Origin of the sequence: Saccharibacillus brassicae (assembly GCF_006542275.1) — a bacterium.
Lineage (GTDB): Bacteria > Bacillota > Bacilli > Paenibacillales > Paenibacillaceae > Saccharibacillus > Saccharibacillus brassicae.
The window spans coordinates 5,303,481-5,322,616 of sequence record NZ_CP041217.1 but is presented as its reverse complement, the minus strand read 5'-3'; the positions used below and the strand labels follow the sequence as shown (position 1 = coordinate 5,322,616).

Sequence of the window (19,136 nt, the reverse complement as noted above, 5' to 3'; positions counted from 1 at the left end):
AATCTGATTTAAGTATAAAAGAAAGCGGGCAAACGACAGGTTAAGCGTGCGGCACAACGTTCAGGCGATGCAATTTCTTGCGGGGGAGATAGACCGTCATACGGCTGCCCGCCGGGATGCGGCAGTCATGGTAAGCGGTCCAGCGCTCCGGCTGACCGTCGGCCTGCACATGCACTTCGTAGCGGTCGCCCATGTAGCTGGATTGCAAGATCTCGACTTCGTAGGCGTCGCAGTTTCCTTCGCCGAGCGGTTCCCAGCGCAGATGTTCGGGACGGAACATCGCGAGCGTGCCGGGCGGTTCCGGGCGGAGATTGTTCGAATCCGGGTTCGGGTCAAGAGTCGAATCGGGATCGTCGGCAGCCTGCGCGGCGTCTGCCGGAGCGGAAGAAGGGGCGATCCAATTCGAGCGGCCGATAAAGCGGGCCACGAACGGGTCCGACGGCTTCGCGTAAATCTCTTCGGGCGTGCCCCGCTGCAGCACCCGCCCGCCCTGCATGACGACGATCTCGTCGGACATCGACATCGCTTCGATCTGGTCGTGCGTCACGTACAGAGCCGTCAGGCCCAGATCCCGGACGAGCGACAGCATCTCGACCCGCATCTCTTCGCGCAGCGCAGCATCCAGCGCGCTGAGCGGTTCGTCGAACAGGACGAGCTTGGGCTCGACCGCGACCGCCCGGGCAAAAGCGACCCGCTGCTGCTGTCCGCCGGAGAGCTGATGCGGATAGCGGTCTTTCATCGCGCCGAGCTGCACTTTGTCCAGCGCCCGGGTGACGGTGCCCTGCAAATCTTGTGTCCGGCGGCTTGTGCGCAGACCGAAAGCGACGTTCTCGAACACGGTCATATGCGGCCAGAGCGCGAAATCCTGAAATACCATGCCGAACCCGCGTTTGTGCGCCGGTACGCTGCGTTTGCGCGAAGCGTCGAACAGCGAGTCGCCGCCGATCGAGATCGTGCCGGTATCCGGCGTCTCCAGACCCGCGATCATGCGCAGCAGCGTCGTCTTGCCGCACCCGGACGGGCCAAGCAGCGTCGTGAACGTGCCGGCTTTGACGGTTAGGTCCGTCGGATGCAGCGCCGCGGTCGATCCGAACGTTTTGCTCAATCCTTCAATGTATAAGTCCATGGCCATTCCTTCCCTGCTTCAGTCAACTGTCAGCGTCATCGCTGCTTACAAATTCAGTTTAACGTCCTTGTTCGCAGCCCGTATTAACGGAAAATCAACACAGAATTAATTTTTCCAATGAATTCTGTTAATATTCATAGATTTTACTGATAGTAAGGGTGCGCGAGAGGCCCGCAAGGGAAGGAAGGTCAACGAACGATGAACTTGAATCTGACCAAACTGAAGATCGTGGAGCTGCTCGAAAAACATAACAAGATCACGACGGTGGCGGAAATTTTGAACCTGAAGCAGCCGACCGTCACTTTTCACATGAAAAACATGGAGAAAGACTTCGGCGTCAAGCTGTTCGAGACCCGGATGGGCAAAATCGTGCTGACGGACGCCGGCTGCGCGCTTCAGCATTACGCGGTCAAGATCGGCGCGCTGGCCGGCGAAGCGCAGCGCGCGGTAAGCGAGTTCGACACGCTGCGCAAAGGCAGCCTGCGGATCGGCGCCAGTTACGTACCCGCCACCTATATTTTGCCCGGCGTGCTGCACCGCTTCGCGCGTGTCCATCCGGGCGTGCAGGTGTCGCTGTCGGTCAAGACCGCGCCCGCTGTCCGGGACATGCTGGAGCGCCACGAGATCGATCTCGGCATCGCGTCGACCGACTCGCTGGAATCGCCGGAACTGCTCGCCGAACCGATCTGCCGGGACGAACTCGTGCTTATTTTCGCGCCTTCGCACAAGCTTGCCGGAGTGGCCGAGCCGACGCCGGAGCAGATCGCTTCGTCTTACTTCGTCATGCACGGGATGGAATCGAGTACCCGGCGCCTGACCGAGAAATGGCTGGAGACCCATTCGCGGCGTCTGCCGTCGTACCTTGAATTCGATTCGCTGGAAGCGATCAAGCAGACCGTGCGGCTCGGCGAGCATGTCTCTTTCGTGTCCCGCCTGGCGGTGAAGGACGAGATCGAACGCGGCCTGCTCCAGATGAGGAATATCCCGGGCATCGGCCTCAATCGCTTCGTCTATAGCGTCACGAACAAGCAGCGCTACCGTTCGGCGCTGCTGGCGAAATTTACGGATCATCTGTCCGATTGGCTGAGAGAAACGCCGTTGTAGGAAAAACGGAATCGTTCGCAAGAAAGGGGATCTTTTTGTTTCAGCTCCCTTTTTTGCATGTAATACAAGAAGAGAGTAAGCAGCCGGGCCGATCGCCATAACACCCGGCATGCAAGGAGGCCATGGATCATGATTCGACATATCATCTTCGACTTTGACGGCACGATCGTCAATTCGCGGCCGCTGATCAGCAAAATCTATAACCGGGCCGCCAAAAAGCACGGCTATCGGCCGATCCGCGACGACGACAAAGGTCCTTTTGCCGGCCGATCCATCAGCCAGCGGCGCAAAGCGCTCGGTATTCCGCTGTACCGGATGCCGGCACTCGGCTTGAATATTTTGTGGGGATACCATCGCGGCCTCGAAGAGCTGGAAGTCAAGCCGGGAATCGGCGACCTGATCGAACAGCTGCATGCCCAGGGCTATCCGCTCAGCATCATTTCTTCCAACCTGGAACGCAATATCCGGGCTTTTCTCCAGCATCAGGGCATCGACCAATTCGAGCAGATCCGTTCTTCGCGCAGCCTGTTCGGCAAACACCGGGCGATCAACACTTTTCTCAAGCGCAACGATCTCAAGCCGGAAGAAGTGCTGTATATCGGGGATGAGCTGCGCGATATCAAAGCGGGCCACCGAACCGGCGTGAATATGGTGTCGGCCGCTTGGGGGTACGATTCGCTGGAATCGATGCGCCGGATGTCGCCCGATTTCATGGCTTCCCGTCCCGGCGAAGTGCTGACCGCGATTCAGGGCTTTAATGCCGGGGTGTTATAAAAAAAGGCAGTCCGGTTGCTGCTTCCGGGCTGCCTTGATCTGTTTAGTGTTAAACTTTTTTACATAATCATTATTATGGAACTAAAGTTGAAACAGCGAAGCGAACAATGCCCCGACCAGGATCGCCATCCCGCCGAAGCGGCTCATGGCGTAATAAAACTCGCTCGGTTCGGGATCACGGACCCAGAGTCCGCTGCCGCGCAGCTTGAACAGGAAGTCCTGAAACCGTCGGTAGCGCGACAAGCACCCGCCGAAAGCCGCCAACAGCAGCAGCGCGACGAAAATCGCCGGATTGCCGGGCTTCTCATGGAACTGCGGGTAAGCGGCCGCAACGAGCTGGGCGGCCGTATAGGCGGAGCGGCCGTTCGCGTCGGACGGCTTGTCGGTTGAAGAAGCCGATACCGTCATGATGATCGGTTCGCCGCGGCCGTCGAGATTCACGAGAAAACCGTTCCATACGGCGGCCTGCCGGCTGCTGCCGTTCGGATAAGCCACCGTGTACACAAGATCCACGCCTGCTTCCGAACCCGAATAGGTTCCCTCCGTGATTCGGTACGTCTGGTCCTTGATCCGGATCTCCCGGCCCGACGAATCGCGGCGGACTTCAATCGGAGGCTTGAAACGGGCTTGATAAAAGGCCGTATCGCCCTGTACGGATTGCGAAGTGTACCGGCTGCCGTCCAAATCGAACCCTTTCGAGTTAAAATGATGGATCACAACGATCAGGGCGACCAGTCCCAAAATAGAAAGAATGATCGCGATGCGGCGTTTGTGTCGCTGCAGGAAGTTCCTCGAAACCGCGCCGAACGCGGAAGAAGAGGTCCCGGAATCGGAGTATTTCACGATAAATTCCACCTTTCTGAACATTTTGCACGAGAAGCGCAGACTTTCTATTATTAACGACAAGTTCTTGATCTCAAACAGAGGAGGAGGGGAACGCCATGCCCGCAGAGCTACAGCAGCTGGCCGCCAAGATTGTCAGCCGTTTTTACGACGAAAAAATCGTTTCCGCTGCGCTTATCGTCGGCCTGGGCTTCGTCAATCAGGTCTACCGGGTCGACACCGAGCGGCGCAAAGCAATCGTTCGTCTGAATCAGGCCGATTCTTATACGGAATACGCCAAAGAAAAATGGTGTCTCGAACAGGCGGCCGCAGCCGGCATTCCGGGTCCCCGGGTGCTTGCAATCGGGATCGAAGACGGACAGGCGTATATGCTTCAATCTTTCGTCGAAGGCGAGAACGGATTGGAGACGGCCGGTGCGGACATCCGAATCTGGCGGCGGCTCGGCGAATACGCGCGCGTCATTCATGAGATTCCGGTGCAGGGATACGGAGGAGAGCTGAGCGATCCCGCGCACGGCCTCTTCTTGAATCCGCCGCATCCGGGTTCGGACGGCAGTTGGCACGGTTATATCCGGTACAATATCGACAGCTTGACCGAGTCGGACCCGCTGCTTGGTCTTGGCGTGATCACGAAGACGCAGTCGAAGCAGGCCAAAGCGATTTTCGAAAAATTGGCCGCGCAAACGTTCCGCTTCGGCTTGATTCACGGCGATTTGTCGGCCAAAAACGTGCTGGTAGACCCAGAAGAACAGGCAGAAGGCGAAGAGGACGGCGCCATCTCGCTGCTCGATTGGGGCGGCGCGGAAGTATATCCGGTCCCTCATGGTGACGTGATCCAGCTCATGCTGACGCAGTTTCGCGACGGAACCCCGGATGCGGCGCAGTTCGGCGCGTTTGCGGAAGGGTACGGACTCTCGCCCGAACAGCTCAGCGAAGCCCGGGAGCTTATGCTGCTGCGTTCGTTCGATACGGTGCGGTGGGCGATCGACTGCGCGCCGGAGCAGACCGGCAAGTTCGCCAAGTGGGCGAAATATAGTGCCGGGTTGGTACTGGATCAGACTGACTGAACATTAAAATGTCGTTCTGAAACTTTGAAGTTGACTTTATATAAAAGTAGGATACAATATAGTTGTGATCAACTTTTATAGGACGCGTTCATTTTAAAATACAGGAGATGTTTGACTAATGGAATATACGAATATTTTGATCGCCGGCAGCGGCGTGTTGGGCAGTCAAATCGCTTTTCAGACCGCTTTTCACGGGTTTGCGGTTACGGTCTACGATATTAACGACGAAGCACTGAACCGGGCCAAAGAACGGATTGAACAGCTCAAGCCTCTCTATCAAGCGGATCTGGGCGCAACCAACGAAGCGTTGGAAGCGGCGATGGCAAGGTTCACGTTCCAAAGCGACCTTGCTCTGGCGGCGGCGAACGCCGATCTGGTCATCGAATCGGTGCCGGAATCGCTCGAGATCAAAATCGACTTCTATCAAAAATTGGCTCTGGCCGCTCCGGCGCATACGATCTTCGCGACCAATTCGTCGACGCTGCTGCCGAGCCAATTTGCGCACGCCACCGGCCGTCCGGAGCAATTTTTGGCGCTGCATTTTGCCAACGAGATCTGGAAAAACAACACCGCCGAGATCATGAAGCATGCGACAACCGACGAGCACGTCTTCAATGACGTCGTCGCGTTCGCCAAACAGATCGGCATGGTCGCCCTTCCTCTGCAAAAAGAACAAGCCGGTTACATCGTGAACTCGCTGCTCGTTCCGCTGCTCAGTTCGGCGCAAAAGCTGCTCGTGACCGGCATCGCCGATATCGAGACGATCGACAAAACGTGGATGGTCGCGACCGGTGCTCCTGTCGGCCCGTTCGGCATGCTCGATATCGTCGGCATCAACACCGCCTACCATATCGCCCGCACCCGTGCGGAGCATACCGGCGACGAAGCGTATCAGGCCGTCGCGGACCTGCTCAAGAACGACTACGTCGATCAGGGCAAACTCGGCAAAGCGACCGGAGAAGGGTTCTATACGTATCCGAATCCGAGTTATTTGGAACCCGGATTTTTGAAGCCTTAATCGATAAAATCTTGGGTTCCATCAGCAAAGTATGGCCATTTTTTACCAGAATCCGCGTTCGCGTTCATTTCGCCCTGATCCTGCCCCTTTAAAGTGAGAAGGTAATCAACCCCAACCTTCGAAGGAGTGGATCAACCGCAATGAACACGAAAAGTCCAAACGCATTCACCAAAAAGCTCACCGTTACCGCTTTGAGCGCCGCCGTTCTCTTCACGAGCTGGGGTGCCGCGCCGCAGGCGCATGCCGCTTCGAACGCGACACCGACTTACGAAGTAAAATTCCTGCTCGATTCAAGCGACGTGCTGAACGCAAACGGATCGCTGCAAGCTTCGGTCAACGCGGCTTTTGAGATTACGTCCGCGCCCAAGCGCCAACTGGTGGAATACTTCGACACGAATGCCCAGGACTTGAACGGCGAAGGCTGGAACGTGCGTTTTCGTAAAAAAGAAGACAAAAGCGACTACGAACTGACGTACAAAAAGCGCTTCGCGGTGCAAAACGGACAGATCGACGCCGCCCTGAGCGCTGCAAACGCCGCAGGATTCGATTCTTCCGACACGAATTACGAAGCCGAAGTCGATTGGGGTTACGGCAAACAGACGCTGGGCTTCTCCAATACGAAGAAGGTCAAAGCCTCCACCGGCCTGATCCTGCCTTCCGCCAGCAAAGCGCTGGAACTGCTCGTCAAAGAAATCCCGGGCAAGCTGGAGAAGACGCGTTCGAACGGTTGGGGCAAAGACACGCTCAAAAAATCCCGCGTACACGGTCCGATCGAAGTGACCAAGTATGCCGGCGAGTTCAACGGAGTCGAGATCGATATCGAAGTGCTGCCGCTGTTGAACGCTTCCGGCACCGGTACCGAGCCGCTGATCGAGATTTCTTTTAAAACGGACGATTATTCGGCAGCTGCCGCCAACCGGGCCGAGCTGATGGACGAGCTGAATGCGGAAGGCTGGTTGATTCCGGCCGATTCGCTCAAGACGAATACGATTCTGGATCGGTACTGAGCCGGGGTTCGGACAGGGTTAGAGGCACGGAAAAGAAGAATAGAGAAGGCGGAGAGCTGCGGCTCTTCGTCTTTTTTGTGCATATCTGTACGTAATGAACGAAGCGGGGGAGGCAAATGCAAGAATACAGAGATCCGCTTTATTCGTTATTCCGCATATCGGAGACCGGCTTTAAATTTATCGTAATTTTATTTTTGGCCTTCAAGGAATAATTATAGTTTACATAACTATAATTATGTACATGAAGAATGAATTCATAAGACAGGATACGTGGACTGTAACGAGTTTCTCGATTTCTGGAACATCATGGGCGATGTCGCTTATTCGATCGGAGTTAATTTTTGCGAAAATCACGCAAAGAATTCATACATTTACGACCGCCTTTTCTACGGAACCAATCCTCCAAGCTTGAGAAAAGACGGGGAACGGTTCACTTCAAGCTGGACCGATGCCGAATTGGCGGGTTTAAAAGCCGTTTTCGAGGAGGGAATAAAGATCCTTCGATCTGCAATTTAGAAGCTTTTTAAGTATTAAAAAAACAGCGTATAATATAAATTATACGCTGTTTCCTTTTAAATCGATTAGTTTATCGGAATCCGGCTCCTTTCCCACCTTAATCGAAGGGTTTTAATGAGCGAATTTCTAGTTTAACCCTTTAAAATGACCTCCTCCAAAACCGCCTCGAATAGCGCAGCGCTTCTCTGATTTGTAGTTTACATAATAATAATTATGAAACTTCACATTTTTTTCTGAAGACATTCTGGCGGGAAACTCCGATACGAATTCCGTCTTACCGGACATCCTTCATACTTTGCACGTACAGCCGCGGCGACATGCCGAACTCGCGTTGAAAAGCCCGATAGAAGGTGCTGTAATCCCCGAAGCCGAATTTTTCGCAAATGAGATGAATGGACTCCCCGGACAGCAGTTCCTGTTTGGCAAAGCTCATCTTTTTTTGGACGATATATTTATGCAGCGAGATGTTCATGTTTGCGGTAAACATTTTCGATAAAAACGACCGGCTGACAAACAAATGATTCGCAATATGCTCAACCGTCATCGCTTCGTGAATATGTGCATGGATATAGTCCAGCGTCTCGGCGAGCAATTTCTCATTGTTCAAAGGCTTGGATCGTTCGCAGGGTGGATCGTTCAACTTGGCGCGGGCTACTATGATGAGCAGTTCTTTGATGTAAATGCGGGCCAGCAGGTCGGCTCCGTACTCCTGCAACTGCGATTGGACCCAGATCCGATGCAGCAAATTGTCCAGCAGCACGATCATATCGCCGCTCAGGCTCAAATGGCTGTCTTGAAAATTAATACTTTTGAAAGCAATCTGCAAATCGGTTGATTCCGTCGAGCTATTTTCCAAATAAGAGGGGTGCAGCCACAAGATATAACGCTCATACGGATCTTTCGACTGAATCAGTTCCGCGTGATGCGGCTGGCCCGGACGAATCAAGATCATATCTCCAGATTTCAGCGCAAACCGGTGTGGGTCCACATGGTAATTCACCTGGCCGGATATTAGAAAATACAGTTCGTAATGCGGATGAACGTGGCTTTTTAACCGGCTTTTCAACGGGGTGAGCGCGGTATCGCGATTGTAATGAATCTGATAGTCGCGTTGTTCCATGCTCGGCTTCTTGGCATACGCAGTAGGGATCATCTTCAGGTTCATGACCTCCTCCGTCTTTATCGTTTCGTGGCACTCCCAACTATACCTGTTATACGTAAATTGCGATGAAGGCAAACGTCATTTTTTGATGAATTCGACTCCGCCGCGTCCAAAAGACGAATTGCAATCTTTCGAAGAGGTTTGAACATGCCCTTCGCGAAGCGGCGGAGCTACAATACAGAGGCAAAACCAAACAGGCCGCGACCGGAAAGGAGCCCTATCATCCACATTATCCAACACACCAGCGTGAGCAAAAATCAAAAAGAAGCCAACGAAGATGCCCTGGTCGTCACCGATCATTTTATCGCTGTGGTCGATGGCGTAACGAGCAAAATACCGATGCGTTACGACGAAAAAACGTCAGGCCGACTTGCGATGGAAATGGTGCGCCAGCGGATTAAACAGCTGCCGCCTCAAACGACCGTCTATCAATTCGTGGATGCGGTGAACGAGGATTTTCTGGAAAAATGGCGTTCGCTGTCTCCTCTTCGTCCTTACGAACAACAATTTCAAGCGGTCGCCGCTGTTTATTCCCGTCATTACCGACAAATCTGGTTGATCGGAGATTGCCAGCTTCTGATTGACGGTCGGCATCATGAAAATCCCAAAAAAAGCGACAGCGTGTTGTCCGAAATGCGCAGTCTGATCCTGACGCTGCACGAGTCTCGATCAAACGACCCGAACGACCCGCCGACTGGCGAAGACGAGGGCCGATCCTTTATCTTGCCGTGGATTCAGCAAGCGTGCCGGTTCGCCAATCGCAATATCCCGGATTACGGGTATGCCGTGCTGAACGGAGAACCGGTTCCGGAGCGCCTGCTGCGTATTTTCCAGTTGGACGAAGAACCGCACGAGATCGTGTTGGCCAGCGACGGTTATCCCTGGCTCGAATCCACCCTTGAACAGACCGAAGATCGTTTGCAAAAGCAGCTTCGGGAAGATCCGCTGTGCTACAAACAGTATCGTTCCACCAAAGGCAGAACCGCGCAGGCCGGAAGCTTCGACGATCGAACGTACGTCAAATTCCAAATTTGAGAGGAAGATTAACGTGAGAACTTTAAAGCTTTCGTTAAGTGTCATGCTGCTTATGTGGGGTCTCGTATTGACGGCATGCGCACCGACAGCCGGCCCGGCGCCGGGCGGCGCGGCCGCCGGCGCGACCAATGCGTCGCCCGAGCGGAACATGGCCGACATTTTGGCCCAACAGCCGACCGGACAACCGATTATCGTGGCAACGAACAATATGGGGGACGGACGGGACCAATGGTTGGCAGCCGCCGCCAAAGAAGCGGGATTCGATATTACGCTGGTCGGACTCGGCGGAGGCGATCTGACGGCGCGCGTCATCGGCGAAGTCAATAATCCGACCCTGAACGTAGTCTGGGGTCCGGCCGATACGATGTTCAAATCCATGCAGGATGCCCATGCGCTGGAACCGTGGAAGCCTCGGTGGGCGGATCAAATCGACGGAAGCGTCCCTCGCAGCGATTACAGCTGGTCTTATGAACTTCAGCCCAAACTGCTGATCGCCAATCCGAAATTGTATACATCAGCATCCGCGCCGACAAGCTATCAGGATTTATGGGAAAACCCGCAGTTCCAAGGCAAATACGCGGTTCCGACAGACTTTGGCGGTACGACCAACCGCGCCGTGATCGGCGGCATTCTGGCCCAATATCTCGATCCGGCCGGCGAACTTGGCGTTTCCGCGGCCGGCTGGGAAGCGATCAAGCAGTATTTCGCACACGGCTATGCAACGCCCAAAAGCGAAAAAGAAGCGCAAAATCTGGTCGACGGAAAAATTCCGATCTCTTACATTTACGCTTCCGGCCTCAAATCGTTTATCGATACGTATCAAATGGAACCGCTGATTCTGTACAGCCGGACCGGGGAACCGACGAATACGAATCAACTCGGCGTGATCCGAAGCGGCAATTCCGCCGCCGTGGAAGAATCGATCCGTTTTGCCGACTGGCTCGGCAGCGCCAAACCGATGGGCGATTACGCTTCCCGATACGGCAGCCTCGTCGTCAACGAACAAGCGCAGGCGCAAATCGATCCGTTTATGCAAACGGTCTTGCAAAAAACGAAACCGCAGGACGCGGATTGGGAGTACGTCAATTCGATGATGGATCAATGGACAGCCAAAATCCAACTGGAATACATCCAATGAATCCGAACGGGGGCGAAGAGATGATCCGGCTTGACGGGCTCGAAATCGGATTCAATCGCAAAGCGGTCGTTCAAAATCTGTCGCTGGATATCCGAAAAGGCGAATTTTTCACCTTTTTGGGTCCTTCCGGCTGCGGCAAAACGACGACTTTAAAAGCGATTACCGGATTCCTTGTACCGACGCAGGGAAGCATTCACGTAAACGGAATCGATATTACGCATATGCCGGTCGAACAGCGGAAGATCGGCATGGTTTTTCAAAACTATGCGTTATTCCCGACGATGACCGTCAAACAAAATATCGTGTTCGGTCTGAAAGAACAGAAATGGCCCAAAGACCGGATTCGCACCAGACTGGAAGAGGTCGCGCATCTGGTTAACCTGACAGACGAGCAGTTGGACAAGCCGATAACCGAATTGTCCGGCGGACAGCAGCAGCGGGTAGCCATCGCGCGTACGCTGGCGCTCAATCCGGACATTATCGTGCTGGATGAGCCGCTCTCCAATCTGGATGCCCGACTGCGCAAAAAGCTGCGCGGCGAGTTGAAACGAATTCAGGCCGCTTCCGGCGTCACGATGGTCTACGTCACCCACGACCAGGAAGAAGCCCTGATTCTCTCGGACCGGATCGCCGTATTCAATGCGGGTGCGATCGAACAGGTCGGCACGCCGCACGACATCTATTACCGCCCGGCCTCCGAATTCGTGGTCGACTTTATCGGCGAAGCCAATCGGCTGCATCCGTCCACGGTCGCCCGGCTCAAGCAGTCGAACGCCGATTTCGAACTTCACTCCCGGGAGCGGGCTTATGTACGTGCCGAACATGTCAAAGAACGGATTCCCGAGCGGCTGGCGGCTGATTATTATGTACTGGATGCCGAATTCGAGATCGAGGAATTTTACGGATTGAACGTCAAGCGCATCTTCCGCGTAGACGACGAACAGATCGGCTGCCTATCCAACGAAGTCGACCCGGCCATACGGAGAGGCGATCGCAAACGGCTGTACATCGGCAAAAGCGATCTGATCCGGTTCACGGATCGGCATGCGCCATGAACAAGAAGTCGATTCGTTATCGGCCGCAGCGAGCGATCGTGCCGATCGGTCTAAGTCTCGGCCTTCTCTGGGCGATCTTCACCTTTCTCGTCTATCCGAATTTATCGTTGATCCATACGACGATGATGCCTCAAGGGCTGTTCGATCCGAAGCCGATCCTGAATATTGTGGCTTCCGACCGCGCGATGGGCAGTCTGGGCAACTCGCTTCTGCTGGGCGGCAGCCTGACGGTTACGGTAGCCGTACTCGGTTTGTTTCAAATTCTGGTGCTGGACTATTTCCATATCAAAGGCAGCCGCTGGTTGGCGATCGCTTATCATTCCCCGCTTATTTGCAACGGAATGGTGCTTGTCATGGCTTACAACTTTTTGTACGGCAGCAAAGGATTTGTCACGGCGCTCGTTCCGGGGCTGCCGACCTCCTGGTTTCAAGGTTTTTGGGCAGTGTTGATCGAGTTGACTTTTGCCGGCACTTCTACCTATATTTTGTTTGTACGCAATTCGCTCCGTTCGATCGACAACCAGACGATCGAAGCGGCGCGCAATATCGGAGCAGGCAAATTGAAAGTATTGACGAAAATCGTGCTGCCGTGTCTGAAGCCGGCTTTGTTGGCGGCCTCGATCATCGCTTTTATTGGCGGCATTTCCGCGCTGGCTACCCCGCAGATTTTGGGAGGGCCGCACTTCGAGACGATCAACACATTGATTTATTCGTTTTCGCAGACGTTAACGACCCGGAATTATGCGGCCGTACTCGCTATTTTTCTCGGCTGCATCACCGTGGTCGCTTTGCTCATTTCGATTCGGATCGAAAAAAAGGGGCAGTACTTGTCCGTATCCAAAGTGAAAACGAATCTGGTCAAACAAACGATTCGTTCTCCGCGGGTGCGTATCGCGGTTACGGTCGCCGCGCATCTGATCGCTGTCGTTCAAATCGCGCCGCTGCTCGCCGTGATCGGCTTCTCTTTTATGCCGGTAACCGACCTGTACGCCGGAGTGTTCGACCCGAGCCATTTTTCGCTGGACCATTACCAAGCCGTGTTCGAATCGGTAGCGGGCATTCAGCCTCTGTTCACCAGTATCGGGTATGCGGCCGCCGCGAGTTTGGTTATCGTGCTGCTCATGCTGTGGATCGGGAGGTTGATTACGAAGCAGAGCAATCGCTGGACGGAAGGCATCGAATTTGCGCTGCAAATCCCGTGGTTTCTGCCGTCTACGCTGATCGCGCTCGGGCTGCTCATGACTTTCAATCGTTCCAATCCGCTCGTCGGCGGTACGGTGTTGACGGGAACGGTGTATCTATTGGGCATCGGCTACCTGATTCTGGTGACCCCGTTCACGCTGCGCATGATCAAAGCCGCTTACGCCGGTATGGACGGAACGCTGGAAGAAGCCGCCAAAAATCTGGGAGCTTCGGCGTGGAGTCTGTACTGGAAAGTGCTGTTCCCGATTTTGCTTCCGCTTGTGCTGTCCGTGTTTCTGCTGAACTTTATCGGGTTGCTGGCCGAATACGATCTGTCCGTCTTTTTATTCCATCCGTTCTATCAGCCGCTGGGCGTCGTGCTGCATGCAGCCACTTCTCCTGAAGCGGACCCTCAAGCGCAAATGTTAAGCTTTGTCTATTCGGTGCTGATCATGCTCGTATCGACCGCGGCCATTTTGTTTGTATATCGGCAGCAGCGTTAGTAACAATCCGAAACTTTTTCCGGAGCGAGGAGGATGTATGCATGCCACACGAAACAAGCCTCAAGTTCGATCCCGACGGGCAAGCCAAGCCTTATCCGGGCAATACGGTCATTAGCTTCATTCGCGAAGACCGGTTTGCCGTATATCGGCTGGCCAAAGAAGTGAGCCAACGATTCCGCTCTTCCGGCCTTGCAAACTGTTATGCTTTTTTGCCCTATGAATCGTTTCACGTGACCGTATTGAAACTCTGCCGCGAGATTGATCGCGGTACGCCCAGGTGGCCCGCGCTTTTGCCGCCGGATGCCTCTTTTGCCGAAGTCGATCGCTATTTGCAATCGGCCTTCGAGCGGACGACCCAGCCGGGGCCGATCATGATGCGCGCTTACGCCTGCGAAGATTGCAATATCCGGCTGGAACCGGCTGCCGAGTCCGATGCGCGGCGTATCGCGCTTTACCGCGAGCAGTTGGCGCAGGCAGCGGGCCTTCGACACGAAGATCACGATCATTATTCGTTTCATCTGACCTTTTCGTATCGGCTTGCCGCACTTGACGCGCAGCAGGAAGCGACCGCACAGCGGATAAGCGGCGAATATACGGATTTTCTCCGACGCGAAGAGATTGTATTCGAAATGACGGAGCCGGTTTTTGCTATTTTCAATGATATGCTGCATTATGATACGGATCTGCGAACGAGAAGTAAGACGTAAACGGAACGTTGGAAATATTGAAACGCGGAGCCCGGCGGGCGGCGGAAGAGGCAGGTCAAACGCTGCTGGCGGCCAAAAAGGCTATGGGTTTCGTAACGTTCGGGTGAGTTCGGGTCCATGACGTTGAACGCGAAAAGTCTGCTTCCGGTAATCGGACAGCGGACTTTTTGAATTTTAGTTACATAATAATATTACGGTAAACTAACGGCTCGCAAAATCATTTTTTTGAAAAAGCGAACTCGATCCCGATTCAAAGCGTATACGGGTCAGACAAAAGGAGGGGACACTATGAACGAGGCGTTAAGCTCGGAAGAGGCCAGGCGGCTGTTCGAGCGGCATTCGAAAGCGGTATTCGGCATTTTGCTGGCGCTGACCAAATCCAAAGCGCTCGCGGACGATCTGACCCAGGAGACGTTTATCCGCGCTTTCCGCAAATACGATCAGTATCGCGGCGAAGCGGCAGACGACGCAGCGGTTCGGCCCTGGCTGGCGCGTATTTCCGTGAACCTGGCGCGCAGCCATTACCGCAAATTGAAATGGCAGACGTTGTTCGGGCAGGTACCGGACCGAGCGGCGGAACGGACAGCCGAAGCGGTCGCGCTGCTGAACGAACGGCAGCTGGAACTGTGGCATGCCGTCGGCCGACTGCCGCGCAAGAGCCGCGAAGTGATTCTGCTGCATTATTATGCGGAAATTCCGCTCAAGGAAGCCGCGGAGACGCTCGACATCCCGCTCGGCACGTGCAAATCGAGACTGGCGGCAGGACTTGCGAAGTTGAGAGTAAACCCGGATCTGCTGGATTATGGTATGCCCGGCTATGTCAAGAGCAAGGAGGAACTGCGATGATCCGCGACAACAGAACGGTCGAACACGATATTCAGAAACAGGAACTGGCGCAGCGTTTGAAGCATGAAGGTTCCGGAACGATTGCGAACCTAACAACTGATCTCTCGTTTGAGTCCGTCTGGGAAGGAGAACTTAAACAAATGAGACAAGTCAAAGAATCCGGATCAGGCAGTCGATTCAGGAGAGTGTTTGCGGTTGTCGCGGTTCTGCTGCTTGCGGCGGCAGCCATCTTCGGTATTCGGCTGCTCGACTCCTCCAAGCCGATGCCTGCCGTTTCAGACGTGTCGGACATAAAATTCCGGGAACTGCGCGATATTTATGCACCGACTACGGGTAGACGCGTGGTAGATGAACAAATCGAAAAACTGTCGACTCCGTTGAATATCGTATTGAAAGATCAGGACGTCACGCTGACACTGGTTAAAGCATACTATGATGGTGGTCGGGTCATGATCGATTATGTGGTCGACGATCAAAGCGGCGGTGCGGACTTGAACGAGAAAAATGCTTCATTCGACTATAAATTGAAGACTTCTGCGGACGGCAAAGAATGGGATCAGAGTTCTACCCGTTCGAAGACCTTTTTGGGCAGTCATCGATTCGCAGGTACCCTTACCTACATGTTTAAATCATATAACGGGCCGACAGCCCTCAGCGTAGACCTGAAAGTCAGCCGGCTTGCTACGAAAAACGGAAAGTGGGAAGCCAAGATCCCTCTATCTTCGGCCAAAACGGATAAGCTGACTTCAACCTTTTATCCGGGAACCTCTTTCACTTATGAAGGAAATGCATTTACTTTGACCGAGGTTTCCTCCGGCCCGACTTTCAACCTGATTCGGATGGCTCAGAAAGCTACGGGCCAGATTTCCACGAAAGGTATTATGTATTACGACGATGTCGATACCCGTTTCTATCAGCAGTGGATGACGGGAGACGATTTTGAAGAAGGAAGCGTACAATGGGTGGAGGTGCTTGATCCTTTTGTACCTACCAATCCCAAGCCTTCTTCGCTCAAACTTCATATCTTCGAATCCCAAACGATGGACGATACGAATACAGGCACCGCTACCCAGCCTTTTGAAGGTAAAACACCGATCACACTGACCGGCTTCGACGGAGAAACGATGACGCTGACGAATATCGATTTCCAGAAGGAACGAACGGTTGTACAATTGAAATACAGCGATCTCAACGTACAGACATGGTTTCCATATTTCAATTCTTCAAAAACGGATGGCGACTACGTCGCTTATTACAATCCGCAGCGTATATCCAAAAACGAGCTTTTATTCGAAGCAATCTTCCCACCGATGGACCCGGACGAACTCACCGGGTTTGCGGCCACAACTTCGAAACAGCCGAAGTTTGAATCTGTCGAAATTCCGCTCGAATGGGACAAAGCCATACCGGGGCGCCCAAAAGCGATCCCCGCTGCATCAGAGTAAAACGCAAATAAAAGAGCCGCTCTGATCGAGCGGCTCTTTTTACTGTGTATAGGCGAGAAAGGATCAGCCTTTCAACCAGGCGTTCGCCAGCAGCATGGCGCCCTTCTTGGCATTCGTCTCCGCGAGCGTGTTCAGCATCACGAAGTCGTGGATGATGCCCTGGAAGCGGGCGGCCGTGACCGGAACGCCGGCTTCGCGCAGCTTGTTGGCGTACGCTTCGCCTTCGTCGCGCAGCACGTCGGCTTCGCCGGTAATGACAAGCGCTTCCGGCAGACCTTGCAGCTGCTCGGTCGTGGCGCGCAGCGGGGAGGCCGTGATCTGGTTGCGTTCGTCCGGATCGGTCGTGTACTGATCCCAGAACCATTTCATGCCGTCCTTCATCAGGAAGTAGCCTTCCGCGAACTGGTTGTACGATTCCGTCTCGAACGAAGCGTCCGTGACCGGATAGAACAGCAGCTGCTTGGCAATCGCCGGGCCGCCGCGTTCTTTGGTCATCAGCGTGATCGCCGCGGTCATGTTGCCGCCGACGCTGTCGCCGCCCACGTACAGCTTCGACGTGTCGAAGCCTTCGGCTTCTCCCTGCGCGGAGATCCATTCCAGCACCGCGTAGATCTCTTCGATCGCGACCGGGTATTTATTTTCCGGGGACAGGCTGTAATTCGGGAAGACGACCGCCACTTCCGCGCCGACCGCAAGTTCGCGGATCAAGCGGTCATGCGTATGCGCGTTGCCGAACACCCAACCGGCTCCGTGGATATAGAGCAGCACGGGAAGCGGGCCGGTCGAGCCTTTCGGACGCAGGACGCGGATCGACACCTCGCCTTTTGGACCGCCGGGAATGCTTTTGTCTTCAAGCTCGACATCCGGTTTGTACACGTCGCCGGCTTGCACTTCGTCTACGGTCTCACGGCCTTTTTCCGGTCCGAGGTCGGACAAGAAAGGAGGCTTCGCGTTGTCGTCGGCAAACTGCTGAGCGGCAGGTTCAAGCACGGGCTTTTTGGCATCGGTCATGGAAATCGGGCTCCTTTCGGTACCGTTTGGCACCTTCGCAAATTGGGAGAAACTTAGGAAAACTCATATCCCGTAACAGGTGGGCGATCGCTATGTATTCCGGGTGAGGCCCACTTCGACTATATACCACAAAATTTAATTTTGTGAAACATACCCGTTCATTTCAGGGCGTTCGACCGCGATCAGTTTCCCTTCCGCCTGGATGAGGGTCATCCCGCCTGCCGACAGCACCGGCCCGAACGTGGAGCTGCTGGTCTCGACAACGCCTAAGGTACGGGAAGACCGAAGATCGATCAAGTAGACGTTCCCGTTCGCCTGCGCCGCATAGGCTTGGGAACCGATCAGGTCCAGCCTGACAGGCGATCGGCCGTTCCCGTATTCGAGAAGCGGAACCGGCGTTTCGGGCTGCCCCAACTCGAAACGGCCGATCGCGCCTTGACCTGTCGGCTGACCCGGGCCGGAGAGGCCGGAGACGATCGCATACAGCCGATCGTTCCCGATCAGTATCTGACCCGCGATCGCGGGCGTTGAGATCGCAGCGGAACGGTATTCCAGCGAAGACAATAGTTTGCCGCTGCGAATATCCACTTGGTCGATGACGGCGGAACCGTCGTACCGTTCGGTACCCGGCAGGAGGCTGCGGGCATAGAAATGCCCTTTGCGAACAGCGAGCAGATCGCCATGACTGCCGATCAATTCCCACACACGCCGACCGGAGGCGACATCGTACCCTTCGTATCGGGTCGCCAGAATTGCGCCGCTCGTCTCGACGGACACGATCGCCACGCCGTTATGGACGCCTTGCAGTTTCGGATACGAGGTGTCCGGTCGGGCGGGGATTTTCCAGACCAGCCGTCCTGTCCGCCCTGCATAGACGCGGAAGTGCTCGGCGTCGGCGGCATACACTTGACCGGCTGCGATCGACAGACGGACCCGGCCCGCAGGGGGAAGGCCGTCGGCCTTGATGATAGACAGTATGTTGCCGGTCGAAGCTTCCAGCCGCACAATACGGCCCGCCTCGTCCATATAGGACAGCATGCCGCTGCCGATCGCCGGATTGCAGATCGTCTTGTGGGCGGACGTCCACCGGAGACGGCCATTGGACGCCTCGACAGCGCGTATCCGTCCCTGCGAGACGGAATAAATCAACCCTTCGGACGTTTGCGCTCCAAAAGACGACTCCGGATCTTCGGCATCGAAATCGACGGCGGCGGTCCAGACGGGGCGAAGCGTCCGGACGGGATCGCCGGTTTCCAAAGGGACAGAAGGCTTAGGCTCCCCGACCGGAGTCGATGCGGCGCCGCCGGAAGACAAGCCGAGCTCGATCGGCACGGCCTGCCCCGGAATAAGCAGCGCGGAAGCGAGCAGTCCCCAAATGACTTTTTGCGAAATATTCATGAGCGGTTCTCCTTTCATAGTTTACATAATAATTAATATGTCACTAGTTAAAATAATCTATTTTTTTATCCGCTATCAAGCTCCAACAAATCCCATTTATATACATCTATTAGCATGAACGCTTCACAGGCAGAGATCGTTGCTTGAGTTCCGAATTAAACTTGCGGCCGACTTCCGTCGCATCCCCGCACGCATTGCT

The 19,136-nt window shown here is 54.6% G+C and carries 17 protein-coding genes; 12 read left to right on the top strand and 5 right to left on the bottom strand.

Features of this window, described 5'->3' with window-relative positions; genetic code table 11:
- Positions 1-40: 40 nt before the first annotated feature.
- On the bottom strand, positions 41-1,132 hold the full coding sequence (locus tag FFV09_RS22225; RefSeq protein ID WP_141449879.1) for an ABC transporter ATP-binding protein: 1,092 nt from the start codon (positions 1,130-1,132) through the stop codon (positions 41-43).
- Positions 1,133-1,324: 192 nt separating this feature from the next.
- Here FFV09_RS22225 and FFV09_RS22220 point away from each other — a divergent pair, with 192 nt between their 5' ends.
- Positions 1,325-2,230: a LysR substrate-binding domain-containing protein gene (locus FFV09_RS22220; protein WP_141449878.1), complete on the top strand. Its 906-nt coding sequence runs from the start codon at positions 1,325-1,327 to the stop codon at positions 2,228-2,230.
- A gap of 129 nt (positions 2,231-2,359) precedes the next feature.
- Positions 2,360-3,004, top strand: coding sequence for an HAD-IA family hydrolase (locus FFV09_RS22215; RefSeq protein ID WP_141449877.1), 645 nt, complete (start codon positions 2,360-2,362; stop codon positions 3,002-3,004).
- 81 nt (positions 3,005-3,085) lie between these two features.
- Here the strand turns inward: FFV09_RS22215 and FFV09_RS22210 are convergent, their stop codons facing one another.
- Complete coding sequence (locus FFV09_RS22210; protein ID WP_141449876.1) at positions 3,086-3,847, bottom strand: DUF6199 family natural product biosynthesis protein; 762 nt, start codon at positions 3,845-3,847, stop codon at positions 3,086-3,088.
- 98 nt (positions 3,848-3,945) lie between these two features.
- Between FFV09_RS22210 and FFV09_RS22205 the strand changes: the two genes are divergently transcribed.
- From FFV09_RS22205 to FFV09_RS22195, 3 genes are all read left to right on the top strand, one after another.
- On the top strand, positions 3,946-4,914 hold the full coding sequence (locus FFV09_RS22205; RefSeq protein ID WP_141449875.1) for a phosphotransferase family protein: 969 nt from the start codon (positions 3,946-3,948) through the stop codon (positions 4,912-4,914).
- Positions 4,915-5,032: 118 nt separating this feature from the next.
- The gene (locus FFV09_RS22200; RefSeq protein WP_141449874.1) at positions 5,033-5,932 is read left to right on the top strand and encodes a 3-hydroxyacyl-CoA dehydrogenase; all 900 of its coding nucleotides are present in this window, start codon (positions 5,033-5,035) and stop codon (positions 5,930-5,932) included.
- Between the two features lie 140 nt (positions 5,933-6,072).
- On the top strand, positions 6,073-6,939 hold the full coding sequence (locus FFV09_RS22195; RefSeq protein ID WP_141449873.1) for a hypothetical protein: 867 nt from the start codon (positions 6,073-6,075) through the stop codon (positions 6,937-6,939).
- Between the two features lie 790 nt (positions 6,940-7,729).
- Here FFV09_RS22195 and FFV09_RS22190 read toward each other — a convergent pair.
- Positions 7,730-8,620: a helix-turn-helix transcriptional regulator gene (locus FFV09_RS22190; protein ID WP_141449872.1), complete on the bottom strand. Its 891-nt coding sequence runs from the start codon at positions 8,618-8,620 to the stop codon at positions 7,730-7,732.
- A gap of 144 nt (positions 8,621-8,764) precedes the next feature.
- On the opposite strand from FFV09_RS22190, the gene FFV09_RS22185 reads away from it, so the two are divergent.
- From FFV09_RS22185 to FFV09_RS22155, 7 genes are all read left to right on the top strand, one after another.
- Complete coding sequence (locus FFV09_RS22185) at positions 8,765-9,652, top strand: hypothetical protein (RefSeq protein WP_246098414.1); 888 nt, start codon at positions 8,765-8,767, stop codon at positions 9,650-9,652.
- 13 nt (positions 9,653-9,665) lie between these two features.
- Positions 9,666-10,790: an ABC transporter substrate-binding protein gene (locus tag FFV09_RS22180; RefSeq protein WP_246098413.1), complete on the top strand. Its 1,125-nt coding sequence runs from the start codon at positions 9,666-9,668 to the stop codon at positions 10,788-10,790.
- Positions 10,787-11,845, top strand: coding sequence for an ABC transporter ATP-binding protein (locus tag FFV09_RS22175; RefSeq protein WP_246098412.1), 1,059 nt, complete (start codon positions 10,787-10,789; stop codon positions 11,843-11,845). The genes FFV09_RS22180 and FFV09_RS22175 overlap by 4 nt, the downstream gene beginning before the upstream one ends.
- Positions 11,842-13,530: an ABC transporter permease gene (locus FFV09_RS22170; protein WP_141449871.1), complete on the top strand. Its 1,689-nt coding sequence runs from the start codon at positions 11,842-11,844 to the stop codon at positions 13,528-13,530. The genes FFV09_RS22175 and FFV09_RS22170 overlap by 4 nt, the downstream gene beginning before the upstream one ends.
- A gap of 41 nt (positions 13,531-13,571) precedes the next feature.
- Positions 13,572-14,237: a DUF1868 domain-containing protein gene (locus FFV09_RS24585; RefSeq protein ID WP_141449870.1), complete on the top strand. Its 666-nt coding sequence runs from the start codon at positions 13,572-13,574 to the stop codon at positions 14,235-14,237.
- 288 nt (positions 14,238-14,525) lie between these two features.
- Positions 14,526-15,083: an RNA polymerase sigma factor gene (locus FFV09_RS22160; RefSeq protein WP_141449869.1), complete on the top strand. Its 558-nt coding sequence runs from the start codon at positions 14,526-14,528 to the stop codon at positions 15,081-15,083.
- On the top strand, positions 15,080-16,528 hold the full coding sequence (locus FFV09_RS22155) for a DUF4179 domain-containing protein (protein ID WP_141449868.1): 1,449 nt from the start codon (positions 15,080-15,082) through the stop codon (positions 16,526-16,528). Before FFV09_RS22160 ends, FFV09_RS22155 begins: the two co-directional genes overlap by 4 nt.
- 63 nt (positions 16,529-16,591) lie before the next feature.
- On the opposite strand, the gene FFV09_RS22150 is transcribed toward FFV09_RS22155, so the two are convergent.
- Together FFV09_RS22150 and FFV09_RS22145 are read right to left on the bottom strand one after the other, a co-directional pair.
- The gene (locus FFV09_RS22150) at positions 16,592-17,539 is read right to left on the bottom strand and encodes an alpha/beta hydrolase (RefSeq protein WP_141449867.1); all 948 of its coding nucleotides are present in this window, start codon (positions 17,537-17,539) and stop codon (positions 16,592-16,594) included.
- A 135-nt stretch (positions 17,540-17,674) separates the two neighbouring features.
- On the bottom strand, positions 17,675-18,937 hold the full coding sequence (locus tag FFV09_RS22145; RefSeq protein WP_170315115.1) for an outer membrane protein assembly factor BamB family protein: 1,263 nt from the start codon (positions 18,935-18,937) through the stop codon (positions 17,675-17,677).
- Positions 18,938-19,136: the final 199 nt, after the last annotated feature.

What these genes read in the sequence shown, in the direction of transcription:
- FFV09_RS22185 (WP_246098414.1), top strand. Translation starts at nt 8,765, where the DNA reads ATGCCCTTCGCGAAGCGGCGGAGCTACAATACAGAGGCAAAACCAAAC.
- FFV09_RS22205 (WP_141449875.1), top strand. Translation starts at nt 3,946, where the DNA reads ATGCCCGCAGAGCTACAGCAGCTGGCCGCCAAGATTGTCAGCCGTTTT.
- FFV09_RS24585 (WP_141449870.1), top strand. Translation starts at nt 13,572, where the DNA reads ATGCCACACGAAACAAGCCTCAAGTTCGATCCCGACGGGCAAGCCAAG.
- FFV09_RS22175 (WP_246098412.1), top strand. Translation starts at nt 10,787, where the DNA reads ATGAATCCGAACGGGGGCGAAGAGATGATCCGGCTTGACGGGCTCGAA.
- FFV09_RS22190 (WP_141449872.1), bottom strand. Translation starts at nt 8,620, where the DNA reads ATGAACCTGAAGATGATCCCTACTGCGTATGCCAAGAAGCCGAGCATG.
- FFV09_RS22220 (WP_141449878.1), top strand. Translation starts at nt 1,325, where the DNA reads ATGAACTTGAATCTGACCAAACTGAAGATCGTGGAGCTGCTCGAAAAA.
- FFV09_RS22215 (WP_141449877.1), top strand. Translation starts at nt 2,360, where the DNA reads ATGATTCGACATATCATCTTCGACTTTGACGGCACGATCGTCAATTCG.
- FFV09_RS22200 (WP_141449874.1), top strand. Translation starts at nt 5,033, where the DNA reads ATGGAATATACGAATATTTTGATCGCCGGCAGCGGCGTGTTGGGCAGT.
- FFV09_RS22195 (WP_141449873.1), top strand. Translation starts at nt 6,073, where the DNA reads ATGAACACGAAAAGTCCAAACGCATTCACCAAAAAGCTCACCGTTACC.
- FFV09_RS22145 (WP_170315115.1), bottom strand. Translation starts at nt 18,937, where the DNA reads ATGAATATTTCGCAAAAAGTCATTTGGGGACTGCTCGCTTCCGCGCTG.
- FFV09_RS22225 (WP_141449879.1), bottom strand. Translation starts at nt 1,132, where the DNA reads ATGGCCATGGACTTATACATTGAAGGATTGAGCAAAACGTTCGGATCG.
- FFV09_RS22155 (WP_141449868.1), top strand. Translation starts at nt 15,080, where the DNA reads ATGATCCGCGACAACAGAACGGTCGAACACGATATTCAGAAACAGGAA.
- FFV09_RS22160 (WP_141449869.1), top strand. Translation starts at nt 14,526, where the DNA reads ATGAACGAGGCGTTAAGCTCGGAAGAGGCCAGGCGGCTGTTCGAGCGG.
- FFV09_RS22150 (WP_141449867.1), bottom strand. Translation starts at nt 17,539, where the DNA reads ATGACCGATGCCAAAAAGCCCGTGCTTGAACCTGCCGCTCAGCAGTTT.
- FFV09_RS22170 (WP_141449871.1), top strand. Translation starts at nt 11,842, where the DNA reads ATGAACAAGAAGTCGATTCGTTATCGGCCGCAGCGAGCGATCGTGCCG.